Source organism: Achromobacter maghribensis (genome assembly GCF_057334215.1).
The window spans coordinates 211,401-231,982 of the sequence record NZ_JBHFII010000047.1 but is presented as its reverse complement, the minus strand read 5'-3'; the positions used below and the strand labels follow the sequence as shown (position 1 = coordinate 231,982).

Below are 20,582 nucleotides of genomic sequence, written 5' to 3'. Positions count from 1 at the left end.
CCCCCCCCCCCCCCCCCCCCCCCCCCCGCGGCAAGATCCATGAACGCGGATTCCATCCGCATCGACTACGCAGTGTGAGGAGCATCAAATGAGTGAAGTCCCCCGCGTTCCGCTATTGATCGGCGGCAAGCTTGTGCAGTCCCAAACCACCGAATGGCGAGACGTGATCAACCCCGCCACCCAGGAGGTCGTGGCCAAGGTGCCCTTCGCGACGCGCGAAGAACTGGACCTGGCCGTCTCCAACGCCAAGGAGGCCTTCAAGACCTGGCGCAACAGCGGGCAGGGCGCACGGATGCGCGTCATGCTGAAGTTCCAGGAACTGCTGCGCGCCAACACCGGCAAGCTGGCCGAGATGATCACCCGCGAACACGGCAAGACCCTGCCGGACGCCGAGGGCGAAATCGGGCGCGGGCTGGAAGTGGTCGAGCATGCGTGCTCGATCGCCAACCTGCAACTGGGCGAGTACGCCGAGAATGCCGCCTCCGGCATCGACGTCTACACGCTGATCCAGCCGCTGGGCGTGTGCGCGGGCATCACCGCGTTCAACTTCCCGGTGATGCTGCCGTGCTTCATGTTCCCGATTGCCGTGGCCTGCGGCAACAGCTTCGTGCTCAAGCCGTCCGAGCAGGATCCGACCTCGTCGTTGTTCCTGGCCCAGCTGGCGCTGGAAGCCGGCCTGCCGCCGGGCGTGCTGAACGTCGTGCATGGTGGCCCGGATACCGCCAACGGCCTGTGCGAACACCCCGACATCAAGGCGGTGTCGTTCATCGGTTCGACCCGCGTGGGCACCGAGATCTACAACCGCGCATCGGCGGCCGGCAAGCGCTGCCAGTCGATGATGGGCGCCAAGAACCACTGCGTGATCCTGCCGGACGCCGATCCGGAAGTCGCGCTGAACCAATTGGTCGGCGCCGCCTTCGGCGCGGCAGGCCAGCGTTGCATGGCGTCGTCGGTGGCCGTCCTGGTGGGCGATGCCCGCAACTGGCTGCCCGATTTCGTCGAGCGTTCGAAGAAGCTGAAGGTCAATTCCGGCACCGACCGTGAAGCCGACCTGGGCCCGCTGGTATCGCCCAACGCCAAGAAGCGCGTCGAAAGCCTGATCCAGAAGGGCGTGGACGAAGGCGCCAAGCTGCTGCTGGACGGCCGCAACCTGAAAGTGTCGGGCTTCGAGCAAGGCAACTTCGTGGGCCCGACGATTTTCGACGGCGTGAACGAAGACATGACCATCTACACCGAAGAGATCTTCGGGCCGGTCCTGTGCTGCGTCGGCGTGGAAACGCTGGAGGACGCGGTGGCGTTCATCAACCGCAACCCCAACGGCAACGGCGTGGCGCTGTTTACGCAGGACGGGGGCGCGGCGCGCTATTTCCAGAACAACATCGACGTCGGCCAGGTGGGCATCAACGTGCCGATTCCCGTGCCGGTGGCGTGGTTTAGCTTCACGGGTTCGCGCGGTTCCAAGCTGGGCGACCTGGGCCCCAACGGCAAACAGGCCGTCCAGTTCTGGACGCAGACCAAGACGGTCACCGCCCGCTGGTCGGCTCACGCCAAGACCGTGAACACCACGATCTCGATGCGCTGAAACAGGGACGCCTTGCCCCTAAGCTTATATAAATAAGTCATATAACGAGGCGTCCTTATTACTTATAATTGGCCCATCTATCAGGGGCCAATTGAATGAACCTCCAGCAATTTCGTTTCGTGCGTGAAACCATCCGGCGCGACTTCAATCTGACCGAAGCCGCCCGGATGCTCTATACCTCGCAGCCTGGAGTCTCCAAGGCCATCATCGAGTTCGAAGACGAGCTTGGCATCAAGATCTTCGAACGCCACGGCAAGCGCATCAAGGGTTTGACCAAACCCGGTCTGGCGGTTTCGCAGGTGATCGACCGCATCATGCGCGAAGTCGATAATCTGAAGAAAGTCAGCGATGAGTTCGCGCGCCGCGACGAAGGCGGCCTGGTGATCGCATGCACGCACACGCAGGCGCGCTATCTGCTGCCCCGCGTGATCCCCGCGTTCCGCAAGCAGTTTCCCAAAGTGCATTTGTCCCTGGCTGAAGGCAGCCCCGCGCAATTGGCCGAGATGGTGCTGCACGAGCAGGCCGACCTGGCGCTGGCTACGGAATCCCTGGCGCTGACGCCGGGTCTTGCGACCTTGCCGGTGTACGCCTGGGAGCACACCGTCGTAGTTCGGCCCGACCACCCGTTGGCGGAACTGACGTCCAGCGCCGCCAAGCGCCTGTCGTTGCAGCAGTTGGCGGAATACCCCATCGTCACCTATGACCGCGCGTTCACGGGCCGCAGCACGATTGACGAAGTCTTCGCCAACCAGGGCATTCATCCGGACATCGTGCTGGAAGCCATCGACGCGGACGTGATCAAAACCTATGTGGACGTGGGCCTGGGCATTGGCATCATCGCGGGCGTGGCCTACGACCCGCGGCGCGATTCCAACCTGGTCGGCCTGCCGGTCGGCCATCTGTTCGGCACGCACACGACCCGCGTCGGCGTGAAGTCGGGCGTTTTCCTGCGCGACTACGTCTATACGTTCCTGGAAATGCTGGCCCCGTCGCTGACCCGCGCGGTGGTGACGGAAGCGGTGCAGGGCGCACCGAAGTAGGCGGTCGGATCGGCCGCTGGCCACCCGAAAAAAAGCGCGACGTCTTCGGACGGCGCGCTTTTTTCTTGGACGCCCCGACGACAACGACCCCCTGGAAAGCCGCGAGTTCCTTGGCTGATAGCAAATCTCGCTATCCCTTTCGGCAAGCTCATTAATATTATTAAATAAGAACCGATCTCATTTAAGTTGACTAAAAAATAGGAATCATTATCATTACATCCAGGCTCAACGACCAGTGAGGTTCATCATGACGGCAGGACTCAGTGCAGTAGTGGTTGGCGCAGATCGACTGGGCAATATCCCGGATCTGCTGAAAGGACACAATATTTCGATCACGCACCACATCAGTGGCCGCGATCCCTCGCATCAGAAGAAAACGCTTCAACTCCCGTCGGGCACGCAGCTGGTCATCCTGCTGACGGATTTCCTGGGGCACAACGTCATGAAGACCTTCCGTAACGCCGCGCAGCGCGGTGGCATCCGGGTCGTGGCTTGTCGCCGTTCGGTCTGCAGCATGCAGCAGGCCCTGCAGCAATGCGGCCTGTGCCCGCGTGCAGGCACCGTGCACTGATTTTCCACTTGCCGATGGAACACAAGAACTGGGGAGGCCGGAAACGGCCTGCGGCGTGGGGCTTTGGCCCCTGACCCGCGAAGAGCAATGAAAAACGCCGTCAGACAAGAGTCTGGCGGCGTTTTGCTTTTGGGGGATGGTGTCCGGCAGCCGACTTATGCGACGATGCCGGTAGCGAGGTTCAATTCGCGGCGCGGGCGGACGCCATCAGGCTGTTGTCCAGGCGACGGGCGCCGTTGTAGCGCTTGGACCAGTAGGCCATGGTCATGCTTTCGACGCGGACCACGCCGCCGGCGCTGGGCGAGTGCACGAAGCGATCGTCGCCCAGGTAGATGCCCACGTGGGAATAGCGGCGGCCCATCGTGTTGAAGAAAACCAGGTCACCGGCCTTGAGTTCGTTCTTGGCGACGGAGATGCCTTGCTGGGCCATTTCCGCGGCATTGCGAGGCAGCTTCAGGCCCAGCGAACGCTCGGCCGAGTAAGTGACCAGGCCGCTGCAATCGAATCCGGTATCGGGGGAACTGCCGCCGAAGCGGTAACGGATGCCCAGGTAGTTCAGGGCTTCGCTGACCATGGCGTTGTCGCTGCCCACGGCCGCGCTGGTGCGGTTCTGTTGGCGATCGCGCTTGAATTTGTGGCTGACCAGCATGCCGATGGGATCATCGGCGGTGGCAACCCACTCCATTTCGTACGGATCAATCTCGGACGTTTGGGCGGTTGACTTCTGGCCAGTGCCAGCACAACCTGCCAAACCCGCCACACATGCCATCAACGCGAGCGTACGCAGACCCCGGTACGTTTGGCCAGTGGATGAATTGAATCGCGCGAGTATGGAGTGTCGATGCATTCGCCTGGGGATGACTTGCTGGATGACAGCGAAAACCACGGGATTAGCCGTGGATCGGGCCGAAATGTCAGCAAAATCAACAATTATCTACAACTTCGCGGGGATTCTACCAAACTTTCAAGACCGGTCGGTGACAGATCGGCTATTTATCCATGACGCTTGGATATTTGGTGGAATATTTTGACTTGTGGCAAGCCTCGTGCAAGGTTCGCCTACCAAAATGACCGAATGATTCGCAAGAAATCAATCCGCCTTAAGGCGTACGAACGATAACAGGAGACATAAATGCAAAAAACCCGGGATTTCCATTACAGATCATTGCATGACCGAGATGGCTTCTGGCGCGAAGAGGCGGGTCGCATTCACTGGGAGACGCCGTTTGAGTCTGTCCTGGATTTCTCGCGGCCGCCATTCGCCAAGTGGTTCGTAGGCGGGCAGACCAATCTTTGCTACAACGCCGTCGACCGGTGGTTGCCGACGCAGGCTGACAAGCCGGCGCTGATCTGGGTGTCCACCGAAGTGGAGCGCGAGCGCGTCTACACCCGCCAGGACGTCTATGAAGAGGTCAACGCGGCGGCCGCCATGCTGAAAGCGTTGGGGGTGGGGCGCGGTGACCGTGTGCTGTTGTACATGCCGATGGTGCCGGAAGCGGTGTTCACGATGCTGGCCTGCGCCCGGATCGGCGCGGTGCACTCGGTGGTGTTCGGCGGGTTTGCGTCCGTCAACCTGGCCCAACGCATCGACGACGCGGCGCCGAAAGTGGTGGTCTGCACCGACGGCGGCTCACGCGGCGGCAAGATCGTGCCGTATAAGCCGCTGCTGGACCGGGCGCTGAGCCTGGCCAAGACGCCGCCGGCCTCGGTGGTGGTGTTCGACCGGGGCTTGGCGCCGTTCGAACCCGTGGCCGGGCGCGACCTGGACTACGCCACGCTGCGCGAGCGCCATCGCGGCGAGCGCGTGCCGGTGCAATGGCTGGAATCGTCCGAACCCAGCTACATCCTTTATACGTCCGGCACCACCGGCAAGCCCAAGGGGGTGCAGCGCGATACCGGCGGCTATGCCGTGGCGCTTGCGTCGTCGATGGAATACCTGTTCAACGGGCGCGCTGGCGACACGTTTTTCTGCACCAGCGACATCGGCTGGGTGGTGGGGCATTCCTACATTATCTACGGCCCCCTGATTGGCGGGCAGGCGACGGTGCTGTACGAAGGCACGCCCGTGCGTCCTGATGGCGCGATCCTCTGGAAGCTGGTCGAGCAGTTCGGCGTGAATACCCTGTTTTCCGCGCCGACGGCGGTGCGCGTCCTGAAGCGCCAGGACCCCGCGCTATTGAAGCGCCACGACCTCTCCAGCCTGCGCGCCGTCTATCTGGCGGGCGAGCCGCTGGACGAACCCACCGCCCAATGGATATCGGAAGGCCTGGGCAAGCCCATCATCGACAACTATTGGCAGACCGAATCGGGCTGGCCCATCCTGTCCGCCCAGCCCGGCGTGGAGCGGGTGCCGACCCGTTTCGGCAGCCCGTCCTTTCCGGTGTATGGGTTCGATGCGCGCATCGTCAGCGAATCCACGGGCGAAGACCTGGGGCCGGACGAGAAAGGGGTGGTGGCCATCGTGCCGCCGCTGCCGCCAGGCGCGATGTCCACTATCTGGGGCGACGACGCGCGTTTCGTCCAGACGTACTTCACCTCGATTCCCGGCCGCCAGGTGTATTCGACCTTCGACTGGGGGCGGGTGGACGCCGACGGCTACTGGTTCATCCTGGGCCGTACCGACGACGTGATCAATGTGGCGGGCCACCGCCTGGGCACGCGTGAGATCGAGGAATCGGTCAACAGCCACAGCGGCATCGCGGAATGCGCGGTGGTCGGCGTGGCCGATGCGCTGAAGGGGCAAGTGGCGATGGCCTTCGCGGTATTGAAGAATCCCGCCAGCGCCGACACGCCGGAAGGGGCAAAGCAGCTGGAAGGCGATATCATGCGGCTGGTGGAAGATCAGCTGGGAGCGGTGGCCAGGCCCGCCCGGATCCGGTTCGTGGGCGCTTTGCCCAAGACCCGGTCCGGCAAGGTGCTGCGCCGTGCGATCGTCGCGGTTTGCGAAGGACGCGACCCCGGAGACCTGACGACCATTGAAGATCCCAACGCCCTGGAACAGATCAAGGAGTCGCTGCAATGAATACCAAACCCGTGCTGAGCGCCGAAGACGTCAAGAAGATCCTCGCCGCGGCCGAAGCACACGCCGTGCAGAACAAATGGGCCGTGACCATTTCGGTGGTCGATGATGGTGGCCATCTGCTTGGCATGCTGCGCCTGGACGGCGCGGCCCCGATTTCGGCACACATCTCGCCCTCGAAGGCCAAGACCGCCGCGCTGGGTCGCCGCGAATCGCGCATCTACGAAGAGATGATCAACACCGGCCGCGTGTCGTTCCTGTCGGCGCCGCTGATCGACGGCATGCTGGAAGGCGGCGTGCCGATCACCGTCGACGGCCATGTGGTGGGTGCCGTGGGCGTGTCGGGCGTGAAGTCCACCGAAGACGTGCTGATCGCACAAGCTGGTATCGCCGCGCTGGGCCTGTGAGCCAGACGCAGCCATCGGGACCGTCCGCGGACGGTCCCACGCCGAACGCCGGGGCAGGGGACGCAAGCCCCCTGAATCCTGGCGTGGCCAAACGCGAAGTCTGGGCCTGGGCCATGTACGACTTCGCGAATTCCGGCTACACCACCGTGATCCTCACGGCGGTGTTCAGCACCTATTTCGTCGGCGTGGTCGGCGGGCGCGCCCCGTGGGCCACGCTGGCCTGGACTGCGGCGCTGTCGCTGTCCTACCTGCTCATCATGCTGACCATGCCCACGCTGGGCGCCCGCGCGGACGCCAGCGGCAGCAAGCGCCGTTTGCTCTACACCAGCACCATCGGCTGCGTGGCCGCGACGCTGGTGCTGACGCAGGCCGGACCGGGCGACGTCTGGCTGGCGCTGGCTGCCATCGTCGTGTCCAACTACTGCTATTGCGTGGGCGAGTCCATGGTGGCGGCGTTCCTGCCGGAGCTGGCCAGGCCGGCCGCGCTGGGCCGCGTGTCGGGCTGGGGCTGGAGCTTCGGTTATTGCGGCGGCATGCTCACGCTGGGCCTGTCGCTGGTGGTCGTGACGCTGGCCGAAGGGCGCGGCATGACCGCGGAACACTTCGTGCCGTGGGTCATCGTTGTCACCGCCGCGGTGTTCGCGCTGGCGGCGCTGCCGTCCTTCTTTTTGCTGAAAGAGCGCACTCGCCCGCAGCAGGACAAGCCGAAGGCGCTGCACATGCTCAAGCGGCTGGCCTATGCCTGGCGCGAGACAGGTTTGCACTTTCCCGAATTCCGCCGGCTGCTGATGTGCATTGCCTGCTATCAGGCGGGCATTTCGGTGGTCATCACGCTGGCGGCCGTGTATGCGTCCGAGGTCATGGGCTTCACCACGCCCCAGATCATGCTGCTGGTCTTCACGGTGAACATCGGCGCGGCGGTGGGCGCATTTTCGTTCGGCTACGTGCAGGACCGCATCGGCCACAAACCGGCGTTGGCCATCACCTTGTGCGGCTGGATCGTGATGGTGCTGGTTGCGTATGCGGCGACGACGGCGCCGGTGTTCTGGGTGGCGGCCACGCTGGCCGGGCTGTGCATGGGCACGACCCAAAGCGCCGGCCGTGCCATGACGGGGGCGCTGGCGCCCGCCGGACGATTGGCCGAGTTCTTCTCGCTATGGACTTTCGCCGTGCAGCTGGCGGCGGTGATCGGGCCGCTGACCTACGGTCTGGTGACCTGGGTCACGCACGGCGACCACCGCCTGGCCATCCTGGTGACCGGCCTGTTTTTCGTGGGCGGCCTGGCCCTGCTGTCGCGCGTGGACATGAAACGCGGCCTGGCCCGCCGTCCCGCCGTCTGATCTTGCGCGGCCCGCGCGGGTCTGCGGCGGCCACCGCCCCCGGCCGGGCTGCTATCCTTATGAACTGCCTTTGATGCCTCGCGCGCCGCGCGAAGCATCAAGCGGATTGCTTTGCACCGCTATGCCGGTGCGTTGTCAGCTTGTTCGTGCCGTTGGGGTCGACGCCGTTCCGGTGTTTCCCGCCCTGAGCCGGCGCTGTCAGGTCTCTGCGGTCACGCACGCATGCGGGCTCCGGCCCGCATTTTGCGTAAGGTGCCCGTAAGAGCGCGGCGATACGGTGGCGGGTGGGTAATAAAACAGCAGCACAAACAAACAGAATCACCGATTGGAGACAAGATCATGTCGAATGCCATTGAGTCCGTACTGGTAGAAACCCGCGTCTTTCCGCCGCCCGAGCGTGCGGCCAAGGGCGCGGCGATTCCCAGCATGGACGCCTACAACGCGTTGTGCGCCCAGGTCGAAAACGATTTCGACGGTTTCTGGGCCGGACAGGCCCGCGACAACCTGACGTGGACCAAGCCGTTCACGCAGGTGCTGGATGAGTCGGACGCCCCGTTCTACCGCTGGTTTGGCGACGGTGAACTGAACGTCTCGGCCAATTGCCTGGACGTGCATCTGACCAACGGCAACGCCGACAAGACCGCCATCATCTTCGAAGGCGACGATGGCACGGTGAACAAGGTCAGCTACCGCGAATTGCTGGCGCGCGTGTGCCGCTTTGCCAACGGCCTGACCGCACTGGGCTACAAGAAGGGCGACCGCGCCATCATCTACATGCCCATGTCGATCGAAGCCGTAGTGGCCATGCAGGCCTGCGCGCGCCTGGGCGTGACGCATTCGGTGGTGTTTGGCGGCTTCTCGGCCAAGAGCCTGCAAGAGCGCATCGTGGATGTGGGCGCGTCGCTGGTCATCACCGCGGACGAGCAAGTGCGTGGCGGCAAGACCATCCCGCTGAAGCCGGCGGTGGAAGATGCCATCGCGATGGGCGGGTGCGAAGCCATTTCCAAGGTCATCGTGTACCGCCGCACGGGCGGCAAGGTGCAATGGGCCGAAGGCCGCGATCTGTGGATGCACGACGTCGAGGCCGGCCAGCCCGACACCTGCGAACCCGTGCCGGTCAACGCCGAGCATCCGCTTTTCATCCTGTACACCTCGGGCTCCACGGGCAAACCCAAGGGCGTGCAGCATTCATCGGCGGGTTACCTGCTGTGGGCGCTGCTGACCGTGAAGTGGACGTTCGACGCCCGCAAGGATGACGTCTATTGGTGCACGGCCGACGTGGGCTGGGTCACGGGCCATACCTACATCACCTACGGCCCGCTGGCCGCCGGCCTGACGCAAGTCGTGTTCGAAGGCGTGCCGACCTACCCCAACGCCGGCCGCTTCTGGGACATGATCGCGCGTCACAAGGTGACGACGTTCTACACGGCGCCCACCGCCATCCGTTCGCTGATCAAGGCGTCCGAGGCAACGCCCGACGCGCATCCGAAGAACTACGATCTGGACAGCTTGCGCATCATCGGCACGGTGGGCGAGCCCATCAACCCCGAAGCCTGGATCTGGTATCACAAGAACATCGGCCGCGAACGTTGCCCGATCGTGGACACGTGGTGGCAGACCGAAACCGGCGGCCACATGATCACTCCGCTGCCGGGCGCCACGCCGACCAAGCCGGGTTCATGCACGCTGCCGCTGCCGGGCATCGCCGCGGCCATCGTGGATGAAACCGGCGGCGACGTCGAAAAGGGCAACGGCGGCTTCCTGGTCATCAAGCGCCCGTGGCCCGCGATGATCCGCAACATCTGGGGCGATCCGGAACGCTTCAAGAAGAGCTACTTCCCGTCGGAACTGCGCGGCTACTACCTGGCGGGCGACGGCGCGCAGCGGGACGCGGACGGCTACTTCTGGATCATGGGCCGGATCGACGACGTGCTCAACGTGTCGGGCCACCGCCTGGGCACCATGGAAGTCGAGTCCGCGCTGGTGGCGCATGAACTGGTGGCGGAAGCCGCCGTGGTGGGCCGCCCGGACGATACGACGGGCGAAGCCGTGGTGGCGTTCGTGGTGCTGAAGCAGGCGCGTCCGGAAGGCGCCGAGGCGCAGGCCATCGCCAAGCTGTTGCGCGACTGGGTGGCCAAGGAGATCGGTCCCATCGCCAAGCCCAAGGACATTCGCTTCGGCGACAACCTGCCCAAGACGCGTTCGGGCAAGATCATGCGCCGGCTGCTGCGCGTGGTGGCCAAGGGCGAGGAAGTCACGCAAGACGTTTCCACGCTGGAAAATCCGGCGATTCTGGAACAGTTGGCCAAGCCCCTGTAAGCCCCGCCCGCCGCAAGCGGCGGCAAGCTTGCGGGAGGACGGGAGCATAATGTCAGACGCCCGCACCGGTAATTGCCGGTCCGGGCGTCTTTTCTTTGTTGTTCCTTGCTTTTTCACCCCCTTATCTACACGGAGCCACGGACGTGAGCCGCAGCAGTTTCGATCGCGCAGGGCTAGCCCTGATGCTCAGCACCATTGTGGTGTGGGCAGGCAGTTGGATCGCGATGAAACTGATCGTGCCTTACATCGGCCCGTTCGACTTCGTGGCGCTGCGCTATGTGACGGGCAGCCTGGTGTTGTTCGCGTTGGCGATCGCCACGCGGCGGTCGCTGGCCATGCCGCCATGGAAATTGACTTTGCTGATCGGGTTGACACAGACGGCCGGGTTCCAGGGTTTCGTGCAAACGGCGCTGGTGTCGGGCGGCGTGGGCAAGGTCTCGTTGATGGCCTACACGATGCCGTTCTGGGTGGTGTTGTTCGCCTGGTGGCTGTTGGGCGAGCGCCCATCGATCCGGCACGGGCTGGGCATTGGCCTTGCGGCGGTGGGCCTGGTCTGTTTCGTGGAGCCGTGGAACGGCCTGGGCGACATCCGCCCCGTGCTGCTGGGGTTGGGCAGCGGCCTGTGCTGGGGTGTGGGCACGGTGTTGTCCAAGCGGATGTTTGAACGCCATGCACCCGATGTCATGACGTTCACCGCCTGGCAGATGCTGTTCGGCGGACTGGTCATGGTGCCGGTGGCCTATCTGGTGCCGCAGATGACCGCGCAGTGGGATTGGCCGTTATGGACGGGCATGGCCTACATCGTGCTGATCGCGACGGCGGCCGGTTGGTTGCTGTGGCTGCAGGTTGTGCGCCGCGTGCCGGCGTCGATCGCGGGCTTGTCCAGCCTGGGCGTGCCCGTGGTGGCGATGCTGCTGGCGTGGGCGATCTTGTCCGAGCGTCCGTCGCTGGGCGAAGTGGGCGGCATGGTCTTGATCCTGGGCGGCATCTTCATCGTCAGCCGCGCGGCGCCCTCGGCGCGCGCTTCGTGATCCGCAACCCTCTGCATTCCTTCTCCGATTTCCGTTCCGGTTCCATTCCCTTTCCAAGGACTTCCCATGATCGATCTGCGTAGCGACACTGTCACACGGCCTTCCGCGGCCATGTTGCAGGCGATGGTTTCGGCCCCGTTAGGCGATGACGTGATGGGCGACGATCCGACCGTGATCCGCTTGCAGGCGGCCGTGGCCGAGCGCGCGGGCAAGGCGGCGGGCCTGTTCTTCCCGTCCGGCACGCAAAGCAATCTGGCCGCGCTGATGGCGCATTGCGACCGGGGCGACGAATATCTGGTGGGGCAACTGGCCCACACCTACAAGTACGAAGGCGGCGGCGCGGCGGTGCTGGGCAGCATCCAGCCGCAACCCATCGAGCACGCGGAAGACGGTTCACTGCCGCTGGAGAAACTGGCGGCGGCGGTAAAGCCGCTGGGCGATCCGCACTTTGCGCGCACCCGCTTGCTGGCGTTGGAAAATACCTTCCATGGCAAGCTGATCCCGGCCGCTTATATTCAGGCCGCGACGGACTGGGCGCGCGGGCAGGGCCTGGGCACTCACCTGGATGGCGCGCGCGTGTTCAACGCCGCCGTGGCCAGCGGCAAGCCCCTGGCCGACATGTGCCGGCCGTTCGATTCGGTATCCATCTGCTTTTCAAAGGGCCTGGGCGCGCCGGTAGGCTCCGTGCTGGTGGGCAGCCAGGAACTGATCGGCCGCGCGCGCCGTTGGCGCAAGATGTTGGGCGGGGGCTTGCGCCAGGCCGGCGTGCTGGCGGCCGCGTGCCTTTACGCGTTGGAGCACAACGTCGACCGGTTGGCACACGATCACGAAAACGCCCGCGCGCTGGCGGAGGGCTTGCGCGCCATTCCCGGCGTCAAGGTCTTGAGCCAGGACACCAACATGCTGTTCGTGGAATTCGAGCCGTCGCGCTGCGATGCGTTGACGGCTGCGCTGGCCCAGGAAGAGATCCAGATGCGCGCCGTCTATGGCGGCCCGACGCGGCTGGTGACGCACCTGGACGTGTCCGCGGATGATGTGCGGCGAGTCGTCCAGGCCGTGGCGCGCCATCTGGCCTGAAGCGGGGCGGGCGGGGGTCAGGCGCTGGCGCGCAGCACGTCCGCCAGCACGGTGAACAGCTCGTCGATCTGGGCGCGTTCGATGATGAGAGGGGGCGACAGCAACATCGTGTCGCCTGCCGAACGGATCAGGCACCCCCGTTCCAGGCACGCGTTGTGCACCGCATAGGCACGCTGGCCCGGCTGGCCTTCAAGCGGCGCCAGTTCAATTGCGGCCAGCAGGCCGATATTGCGGATGTCGACCACATGCGGCAGCCCCTTCAAGCTGTGTGCTGCGTCTTCCCAATAGCGTGCCAATTCCTGGCTGCGTTGGAAAAGGCCCTCACGGCGGCAGATGTCCAGCGTCGCCAAGCCGGCCGCGCATGCGACCGGGTGGCCCGAATACGTGTAGCCGTGCGCCAGTTCGATGGCGTTTTCGGGCCCTTGCATGAATGCGTCGTACACGTGCCGCTGCACCAGCGTCGCCCCCATGGGGATCGCGCCGTTGGTCAGTCCCTTGGCGCTGGTGATGATGTCTGGCTTGACGCCGAAGTAGGACGACGCGAAGGCGCCGTCAATGCGCCCGAAGGCGCAGATCACCTCATCGAATATCAGCAGAATGCCGTGCGCGTCGCAGATTTCGCGCAGCCGCTGCAGATATCCGCGGGGCGGCACGATCACGCCGGTGGAGCCAGCGACCGGTTCGACGATGACGGCGGCGATGGTCGAAGCGTCGTGCAGGGCCACGATGCGCTCCAGCGTGTCGGCCAGGTGGGCGCCCCAGTCGGGCTGGCCGCGCGTATAGGCCATCTGCTGCCGGTCATAGGTATGCGGCAGGTGGTCCACGAAGGGCAGCAGATTGCCGAAGGGCTTGCGATGGCCGCCGATGCCCGATACCGACAGTCCGCCGAAACCCACGCCGTGGTACGACCGTTCACGCCCGATCAGCCGCACGCGCTGGCCCTGGCCACGTGCCCGGTGATAGCCCAGCGCGATCTTCAAGGCGGTATCGACCGCCTCTGATCCCGAGTTCGAAAAGAAGACATTGGAGAAGCCCGCAGGCGCCTCGGCGCACAACGCGTCGGCCAGCTCGAACGCCAGCGGGTGCCCCATCTGGAACGAAGGCGCGTAATCCAGCTCGTAAGCGGTGCGCGCGATGGCCTCCACGATTTCCGGTCGGCGGTGGCCGGCATTCACGCACCACAGGCCGGCGATACCGTCCAGCACGCGGCGGCCGTCGGGGCGGATGTAGTGCATGCCTTCGGCGGCGCTGAACAGCACCGGATCCCGCTTGACGCGCCGGTTGGCGGTAAAGGGCATCCAATAGGCGTCGGGATTGGGAGCGGAAGAGGGAAGCGACGGCATGGGCGATCCTGCTGTGGGTAAGTTCAGGTTCGCTTATTTTGTATTAAATCAAATATAAATACAATGCGGGGCATGATCAGACCCTGCGTGGGCGGCACGGGACGCCGTTTGGGCGCGGCGGCCGGAGCCGGCGCGGCCTCAGGAGGCTTGCAGCGAGGCTTTCAGGTGGCGGCGCATCAGTTGCGCCGCCCATTCCTGGTCGCCCGATTCCAGGGCGTCGATGATCTGCAGATGTTCGCTGCTGGAGTTGACGAAGCGCGCGTCGCGATAGAAGGCGGCGTGCTCTTCCAGCCGGCGCAACTGGTTCTGTTGCTGCACCGCCTGCAGGATGTAGCGGTTGCCCGAGAAGCGGGCCAGCAATTCATGGAAGGACGCGTTCAGCGCGAAGAAATCCGTGGCCGAAATGTCGGCGTCGTCGCGTTGGATCAGCGCTTCGTGCGCGGCGCGCATGCGCGCCAGCGCGGGTCTGTCGAGGCGGAACGTGGGTTCCAGCAGCCCGGCGCATTCGATGGTCATGCGGAAGCGGTAGCTTTCGCTGAGCGCTTCGGCGCTTTCAAGCGAGGGAGCGAATTGCCAGCCGTGCCCTTTGCGCTTTTCGATCAGCCCGTCGGCGGACAACTGCAGAAGCGTCTTGGCCAACACGCTGCGCGGTGCGCCATAGCGCTGAAGCAGTTCGCGCTCCGTGAACGTTTCGGGCAGGCCGCGCGAGGCGCGGTCATCGATCAATCGGCGGTAGAGTTCGTTTTGCGTGGGCCCTGCGCTTTCGATCAGGAGCGTGCCCGCCGCCGCGTTGTCGGCGACGGTGTAGCCGCTGTTGGGGCGATGCGTGATCAGGCCCTGGGCGGCCAGCAGGCGCAACGCGCCGCGCACCGGCGTGCGAGACACCTTGTAGGCCGCGGCCAGGGTTTCTTCGGACAGGTGGTCGCCCGGCAGGTAGCGCCGCGCCACGATGTCTTCCGCGACATGACGCGCCAGATCGACTTGCAACGGCGTGGGGCGAGCGGGGGCGGCGGTGGACATGGCGCGTCGGCGTGGCGGAAAAAGGCGGCAAAGGGGGAATGGTACCGGAGAGCCGCCGGCCGTTGCTGAGGCGCATCGGCGCCATGGCATGGATTTTATGAAAAATTAATACAACCGTTCGCGGAGGCGGTTTTTCAACCGTGCCGGCTGCGGCTATCGGACGGCGCCTCGTCGCGCTCGGCCATGCCGTAGTCCCGCAGCACCTGCGCCACCCGCAGACGGTAGTTCTGAAACACGCCGCCGCGCCCCGCTTCCTGCGCGCGGCGGTGCGATTCCAGCGAACGCCAGCGCTTTACCGCGTCTTCATCGCGCCAGAACGACAGCGACAGCAGCTTGCCCGGCTGGGTCAGGCTCTGGAAGCGTTCGACGGAGATGAATCCGTCAATGGCCTTGAGCTCATCGATCAAGCCGGCCGCGATCTGCAGGTAGGGGTCCGGGTTGCCATGGGCGGGTTCGACTTCAAATATCACGGCGATCATGGGTTGGGTTCCTTTGAAAACGCAAACTGCGGCACGCGCGCATTGGGCAGCGGCCGATAACGGAAATGGGAGGCCAGGGCGGCCGGGGCGGCGCCCGCCCGCAGCACATGCGACAGCGCGTCCGCCGCGTGGCGGCGCGCCGGGCTCTGGCCGGGACAGGCGTGGCCGTGCGCCCCTGTGCCGGGCGCCCCTGTGCCGGGCGCCCCTTTGCCGGGCGCACCGAATGTCCAGCCGGCATCGGGCTGGACCGTCGCGGCAGCGGCCAGCACCAGCAACACGGTCTGGCCAGCTTCAATCCGCTGGCCGCCGACCGTGACCGCGTCCGCCAGGAACCGGCGCGTGTTGTGCAGCGGCGGATCGTGGCGGATGACATGGTCGATGATCGCGTCGGCGCCTGCGCAGGCTGCCTCGGCACCCAGGCCGCGCTTGCCGGCATGGATCAGCGCGTTGCCCAGCAGCCCGGCGCCGGCTTCGCAAGACTGGAATAGCAGGCCGGCCAGGTTCGCGGCCAGCACGGCCACGGGAATCTCCGCGCGGGCGCCCCTTTCGCGCAGTTGGCGCAGGGCCGGTGGGGCGTCGTGGGCAAGCAGCAGGGATTCCAGGCGTGTCTGCAGCGCGTCGGCCGCGGCATGTCCGGCCGCCACCTGGTCCGCCTCCGCGGTGGCGGGCAGGGCACACAGGAACGCCGCGATCTGCGCCGCGGTATCGGCGTGCAGCGCGGGGGCCAGCCCCAGGAAGGCCGCCTGCGCATGCACCGGCGCGGCGGTCAGATAGCGGTCCATGGCAACGGCGTCCAGGACCGGCAGCGCGGGCCATTGCGGGGTACAGGGCTGCGTGCCTTGTTCCTGGATGAATGCGGCCAGCAGACCTTTCAGGCGCGTGTGCATGGCGCTGTCGTTCATGCGCACGAAGCGTCCGAACAGCTCGGCTGCCGGGCCGGGGCACAGACCCCGCGGCACGGGCTCCGACGGCGGGCGGACGCGTGCCGCCGGGTCGCGCATGACGGCCAGGATGATGTCTGGATGGCTGGCGACCCAAAGGCCTAGCGCATCGTCGCGGTACAGCGGTTTTTCGCGCGCCAGCGTCGCGTAATAGGGATAAGGGTCGGCGTGCGTGACGGCAAGCAGGGGATGGGCGGGAAGCATGGCGTGGCGGGTGGTGAATACGGTTGCCAGTATCCGCCGCCCGCGCCCGCAACGATTCGATGCCGGGCGAACTATGCCGGCGTCGTGCCGGAGGGGCCGGCGCCGGCATCCGCCAACAGCGCGGCGTATCCCAGCCGGGAATCCGGCCACTGCAGTGTGAAGCCGCTGGCCCGCAACTTGGCATTGCTGAGCTTCTTGCTACCCACGTTCGCCGGGGCGGGCGCGACGCGCGGCGGGGGCGCGCCGACCATCGCCGCCAGATCGGCGTACAGGGCATGCAGCGGCAGCGGCGTGTCGTCGCAACCGATGTAGACGGGGTCCACGTCGGGCAGCAGCGCCAGATGCACGACCGCGGCGGCCGCATCGTCGATATGGATGCGGTTGGCCCAATGCTCGGGCTGTACGGGAGCGCCTGCCGCGCCACTGCGCAGACGTTCGATCAATTGCAGGCGGCCCGGCCCGTACAGGCCCGCCAGCCGCAGCGATGTGGACGACAGGCCGCGCGCGGCCAGCGCCGCTTCGGCTTCCAGCAGCACCTGGCCGTTGAATCCCTGCGGCGCGGGCGGCGTGTCTTCGTTCACCCAGCCGCCCTGGTGTTCGCCGTAGACGGCGCTGGACGACACGAACACCACGCGCTTGAGTCGTGAGACGTCCAGCGCGTCCAGCACCGCCTGCAGGCCGTCGACGAAAACACCCCGGTAGACCGATGCGTCGCGCGAGCCGGGGGCGGGCAGGTGGATCAGCCGGGTGACGCCTGCAGGCAGCGAAGGCAGGCTGGCGGGCGCCGTGATGTCGCCTTGCAGCCATCGGATGCCGCTGCCGTCGTCGGCGGGCGGGTGACGGCGAAGCGCGTGGACTTCGTCGCCACGCGCCAGGAAGCGCCGGGCGACACGCTGGCCCAGGTCGCCACAGCCAATGAGAAGTACGCGTTCGGTCATGCCGGTCACCTGAAAAATGAAAAAGCGCCCCAAGGGGCGCCTTGTGGCGGGGCGGGGCCCGGCCGGATCACATGCCGCTGTACACCGGCCCTTCGCCGCCCTGCGGCGCCACCCAGACGATGTTCTGGGTCGGGTCCTTGATGTCGCACGTCTTGCAGTGCACGCAGTTCTGCGCGTTGATCTGCAAGCGGTCGTCGCCGTGGTCGTCCTTGATGAATTCGTACACGCCGGCCGGGCAGTAGCGCGATTCCGGCCCGCCGTACTTGGCCAGGTTGACGCTGACCGGCACCGACGGATCTTTCAAGGTCAGGTGGATGGGCTCGTTTTCTTCATGGTTGGTGTTCGAGATGAACACCGAGCTGAGCTTGTCGAACGTGAGCTTGCCGTCGGGCTTGGGATAGTCGATGCGCGCGCATTCCGATGCCGGTTGCAGACAGGCGTGGTCGGGCTTGCTGTGGCGCAGGGTCCACGGCATCTTGCCTTTGAGCAGCAGCTGTTCGACACCGGTCATCACCGTGGCGATGGTGCGGCCCTTCTTGAACCACTGCTTGAAATTGCGCGCCTTGTTCAGTTCGGCGTGCAGCCAGGAAGCCTCGAACGCCTTCGGGTAGGCGGTCAGCTCGTCCTGGCGGCGGTCGGCTACAAGCGCGTCGAACGCGGCTTCGGCGGCCAGCTTGCCGGACTTGATGGCGGCGTGGCTGCCCTTGATGCGGGACGCGTTCAGGAAGCCGGCTTCGCAGCCGACCAGCGCGCCGCCGGGGAACGTCAGCTTGGGCAGCGACAGCAGGCCGCCCGCCGTGATGGCGCGGGCGCCGTAGGCGATGCGTTTGCCGCCTTCGAACGTGCCGCGAATGGCGGGGTGCGTCTTGTAGCGCTGGAATTCGTCGAACGGCGACAGCCAGGGGTTGGCGTAGTCCAGGCCGACGATCATGCCCACGGCCACCAGGTTGTTGTCCAGGTGATACAGGAACGAGCCGCCGTAGGTATCGGAATCCAGCGGCCAGCCCGCGGTGTGGATCACCAGGCCCGGCTTGGATTGCGCCGGGTCGACTTCCCACATTTCCTTGATGCCGATGCCATAGGCTTGCGGATCGCGGCCGTCGTCGAGCTTGAAGCGTTCGATCAGCTGGCGGCCCAGTTGGCCGCGCGCGCCTTCGCCGAACACCGTATAGCGGGCATGCAATTCCATGCCGGGCTGGTAGTGGTCGGTGTGCGAGCCGTCGCGGGCCACGCCCATGTCGCCGGTGGCCACGCCGCGCACGGCGCCGTTTTCGTCATACAGCACTTCAACGGCGGCAAAGCCGGGGAAAATGTCCACGCCCAGCGCTTCGGCCTGTTCGCCCATCCATTTGACGACGTCGCCCAGGCGGACGATGTAGTTGCCTTCATTGTGGAAACAGGGCGGCAGCAGCCAGTTCGGCGTGGAACGCGCGCCGGTCTGGGACAGGAACAGGAACTTGTCCTGCGTGACCGGCACGTTCAGGGGCGCGCCTTTTTCCTTCCAGTCGGGGATAAGCTCGGTCAGTGCCAGCGGGTCCATGACGGCGCCGGACAGGATGTGCGCACCCAGTTCCGCCCCTTTCTCAAGGACGCAGACGCCGATCTCCTGATTCTTTTCAGCGGCCAGCTGCTTTAGACGGATTGCGGTGGCCAGGCCGGCGGGTCCACCGCCAACCACGACCACGTCATATTCCATCGACTCGCGTTCAGACATTTGCAAAGCTCCCCGTATGTATTCCATATTTGGCTGGAAGTATTATCGGCGATTGTATTGCAGGCGGAGGCCATGCACGCCTTCGTATTTCTTTTAGCCTTCAGGAGTAATTGGTGAACCCGGACAATCTGTCTGCGCGGATTCTGGCGGTGGGCGATACCCATCAGGTGGAATTGCCTTTGCGGTGGGGCGACTCAGACGCCTTGAATCATCTGAACAACACGCTGTATTTCCGCCTTATGGAAGAGGCGCGCATGCAGATCCTGTACGACGCAGGCTTCGAGCTGCCGGCCGACAACGGCGCGATCCTGGCTCACGCCTCGTGCGATTTTCTGCGTCCGCTGACCTATCCGGCCACCGTCCGCGTCACGCACAAAGTCACCCGCATCGGCCGTTCCAGCGCCGAATTCGAGCTGCTGCTCGAGAAAGCCGGCGACGAGGCGGGCCCCTATGCGCGCGGACGCAACGTGCTAGTCTGGATGGACTACGTGGCCAATACGTCCGCGCCGTGGCCGCAGGACGTGCTGGCCAAGATGGCCACGCAGTTCAAGCCCGCTGCCTGAGGGCGGGCAATCCCGCAGGGACCCTCCACCGAAAGCCTGCGCGGAATTGCCCGTCATGCCGTTAAAATCAAGCGCAAAATCAAAACAGAAATAAAGGGGCGCGCCACCCTCGGCGCCGTGACCCAGGGGCATCGGGCAATGTCGCGCGATGCCGTTGGGCCGACGCCGGCAGCCGCGCTCCAAGGAAAGACAGGGCCCTCCCCGAATTTCTTGATCCCCTCGCGGGGCGGCTGCGCAAGCGGCGGGGCGGGCACTCTTCAGTTCTACCTTAACTAGGAGTTGGAGCGATGGACAAGGTTTTTGCAAGCGCCCAGGAGGCGCTGGCAGGCATCGTCAAGGACGGTCAGATGATCGCCGTGGGCGGTTTCGGCCTGTGCGGTATTCCCGAGGCCCTGATCGCCGCGCTGCGCGATTCGGGCGTGAAGGATTTGACTTGCATCAGCAACAATGCGGGCGTCGACGGTTTCGGCTTGGGCCAGTTGCTCAATACGCGCCAGGTTCGCAAGATGATTGCATCGTACGTGGGCGAGAACAAGGAATTCGAACGCCAGTTCCTGTCGGGCGAGCTCGAGCTTGAGTTCACCCCGCAGGGCACGCTGGCCGAGAAGCTGCGCGCCGGCGGCGCGGGCATCCCCGCGTTCTTCACGCGCACCGGCGTGGGCACTATCGTGGCGGACGGCAAGGAAATCCGCGAATTCGACGGCCAGCAATACGTGATGGAGCGTTCGCTGGTGCCGGACGTGTCGCTGGTGAAGGCGCACATCGCCGACCGCAGCGGCAACCTGGTGTTCCGCAAGACGGCCCGCAACTTCAACCCGAACGTTGCGATGGCCGGCAAGTTCACGGTGGTCGAGGTCGAAGAGATCGTTGATACCGGCAGCCTGGATCCCGACCAGATCCACCTGCCCGGCATCTATGTGCAACGGATCGTGCTGAACACGACGCCGGAAAAGCGCATCGAACAACGCACCACTCGCCCGGCCTAAGGAGAAGA

The 20,582-nt window shown here is 65.2% G+C and carries 18 protein-coding genes; 11 read left to right on the top strand and 7 right to left on the bottom strand.

All coding sequences use genetic code 11. The features are described 5' to 3' along the window. The first annotated feature begins 88 nt into the window (after nt 1-88). From ACE039_RS21010 to ACE039_RS21000, 3 genes are all read left to right on the top strand, one after another. A complete protein-coding gene (locus ACE039_RS21010) occupies nt 89-1,582 on the top strand; it encodes a CoA-acylating methylmalonate-semialdehyde dehydrogenase (protein ID WP_105555078.1) in 1,494 nt (497 codons plus the stop codon). 95 nt (nt 1,583-1,677) lie between these two features. Continuing rightward, nucleotides 1,678-2,622 (top strand): CysB family HTH-type transcriptional regulator, encoded by a 945-nt coding sequence (locus tag ACE039_RS21005; protein WP_105555077.1) that lies wholly within the window; start codon nt 1,678-1,680, stop codon nt 2,620-2,622. Between the two features lie 247 nt (nt 2,623-2,869). Then, nucleotides 2,870-3,193: a DUF2325 domain-containing protein gene (locus tag ACE039_RS21000; protein WP_035212827.1), complete on the top strand. Its 324-nt coding sequence runs from the start codon at nt 2,870-2,872 to the stop codon at nt 3,191-3,193. 181 nt (nt 3,194-3,374) lie between these two features. Here the strand turns inward: ACE039_RS21000 and ACE039_RS20995 are convergent, their stop codons facing one another. Next, nucleotides 3,375-4,040, bottom strand: coding sequence for a C40 family peptidase (locus tag ACE039_RS20995; protein WP_199196709.1), 666 nt, complete (start codon nt 4,038-4,040; stop codon nt 3,375-3,377). 285 nt (nt 4,041-4,325) lie between these two features. Here ACE039_RS20995 and ACE039_RS20990 point away from each other — a divergent pair, with 285 nt between their 5' ends. The 6 genes from ACE039_RS20990 (at nt 4,326) to ltaE (ending at nt 12,386) form a co-directional block, all read left to right on the top strand. Further along, nucleotides 4,326-6,215: a propionate--CoA ligase gene (locus ACE039_RS20990; protein WP_416023944.1), complete on the top strand. Its 1,890-nt coding sequence runs from the start codon at nt 4,326-4,328 to the stop codon at nt 6,213-6,215. Then, on the top strand, nt 6,212-6,619 hold the full coding sequence (locus tag ACE039_RS20985; protein WP_105555074.1) for a GlcG/HbpS family heme-binding protein: 408 nt from the start codon (nt 6,212-6,214) through the stop codon (nt 6,617-6,619). The genes ACE039_RS20990 and ACE039_RS20985 overlap by 4 nt, the downstream gene beginning before the upstream one ends. A gap of 113 nt (nt 6,620-6,732) precedes the next feature. Further along, nucleotides 6,733-7,959 carry an MFS transporter gene (locus ACE039_RS20980; protein WP_485823346.1) on the top strand — a complete coding sequence of 409 codons (1,227 nt, stop codon included), beginning with the start codon at nt 6,733-6,735 and terminating at the stop codon, nt 7,957-7,959. A gap of 339 nt (nt 7,960-8,298) precedes the next feature. Next, nucleotides 8,299-10,278: an acetate--CoA ligase gene (gene acs, locus ACE039_RS20975; protein WP_448708113.1), complete on the top strand. Its 1,980-nt coding sequence runs from the start codon at nt 8,299-8,301 to the stop codon at nt 10,276-10,278. A gap of 143 nt (nt 10,279-10,421) precedes the next feature. Then, nucleotides 10,422-11,309: a DMT family transporter gene (locus ACE039_RS20970; RefSeq protein ID WP_485823247.1), complete on the top strand. Its 888-nt coding sequence runs from the start codon at nt 10,422-10,424 to the stop codon at nt 11,307-11,309. Nucleotides 11,310-11,375: 66 nt separating this feature from the next. Further along, the gene (gene ltaE, locus ACE039_RS20965) at nt 11,376-12,386 is read left to right on the top strand and encodes a low-specificity L-threonine aldolase (protein ID WP_332010509.1); all 1,011 of its coding nucleotides are present in this window, start codon (nt 11,376-11,378) and stop codon (nt 12,384-12,386) included. Nucleotides 12,387-12,403: 17 nt separating this feature from the next. On the opposite strand, the gene aptA is transcribed toward ltaE, so the two are convergent. From aptA to ACE039_RS20935, 6 genes are all read right to left on the bottom strand, one after another. Further along, nucleotides 12,404-13,729, bottom strand: coding sequence for an omega-aminotransferase AptA (aptA, locus tag ACE039_RS20960; RefSeq protein ID WP_485823246.1), 1,326 nt, complete (start codon nt 13,727-13,729; stop codon nt 12,404-12,406). Between the two features lie 138 nt (nt 13,730-13,867). Next, entirely contained in the window at nt 13,868-14,749 is an 882-nt protein-coding gene (locus ACE039_RS20955; RefSeq protein ID WP_105555068.1) for a GntR family transcriptional regulator, read from the bottom strand. Nucleotides 14,750-14,883: 134 nt separating this feature from the next. After that, nucleotides 14,884-15,228 (bottom strand): antibiotic biosynthesis monooxygenase family protein, encoded by a 345-nt coding sequence (locus ACE039_RS20950; RefSeq protein ID WP_105555067.1) that lies wholly within the window; start codon nt 15,226-15,228, stop codon nt 14,884-14,886. Further along, entirely contained in the window at nt 15,225-16,373 is a 1,149-nt protein-coding gene (locus ACE039_RS20945; RefSeq protein WP_485823245.1) for a cytochrome P450 family protein, read from the bottom strand. The genes ACE039_RS20950 and ACE039_RS20945 overlap by 4 nt, the downstream gene beginning before the upstream one ends. Nucleotides 16,374-16,444: 71 nt before the next feature. Continuing rightward, on the bottom strand, nt 16,445-17,311 hold the full coding sequence (locus ACE039_RS20940) for an NAD-dependent epimerase/dehydratase family protein (protein ID WP_310032885.1): 867 nt from the start codon (nt 17,309-17,311) through the stop codon (nt 16,445-16,447). A gap of 67 nt (nt 17,312-17,378) precedes the next feature. After that, nucleotides 17,379-19,025 carry an electron transfer flavoprotein-ubiquinone oxidoreductase gene (locus ACE039_RS20935; RefSeq protein ID WP_199196707.1) on the bottom strand — a complete coding sequence of 549 codons (1,647 nt, stop codon included), beginning with the start codon at nt 19,023-19,025 and terminating at the stop codon, nt 17,379-17,381. A gap of 113 nt (nt 19,026-19,138) precedes the next feature. Between ACE039_RS20935 and ACE039_RS20930 the strand changes: the two genes are divergently transcribed. After that, nucleotides 19,139-19,588 carry an acyl-CoA thioesterase gene (locus ACE039_RS20930; RefSeq protein WP_332007222.1) on the top strand — a complete coding sequence of 150 codons (450 nt, stop codon included), beginning with the start codon at nt 19,139-19,141 and terminating at the stop codon, nt 19,586-19,588. A 287-nt stretch (nt 19,589-19,875) separates the two neighbouring features. Next, the gene (locus tag ACE039_RS20925; protein WP_054423951.1) at nt 19,876-20,574 is read left to right on the top strand and encodes a CoA transferase subunit A; all 699 of its coding nucleotides are present in this window, start codon (nt 19,876-19,878) and stop codon (nt 20,572-20,574) included. The last annotated feature ends 8 nt before the right edge of the window (nt 20,575-20,582 follow it).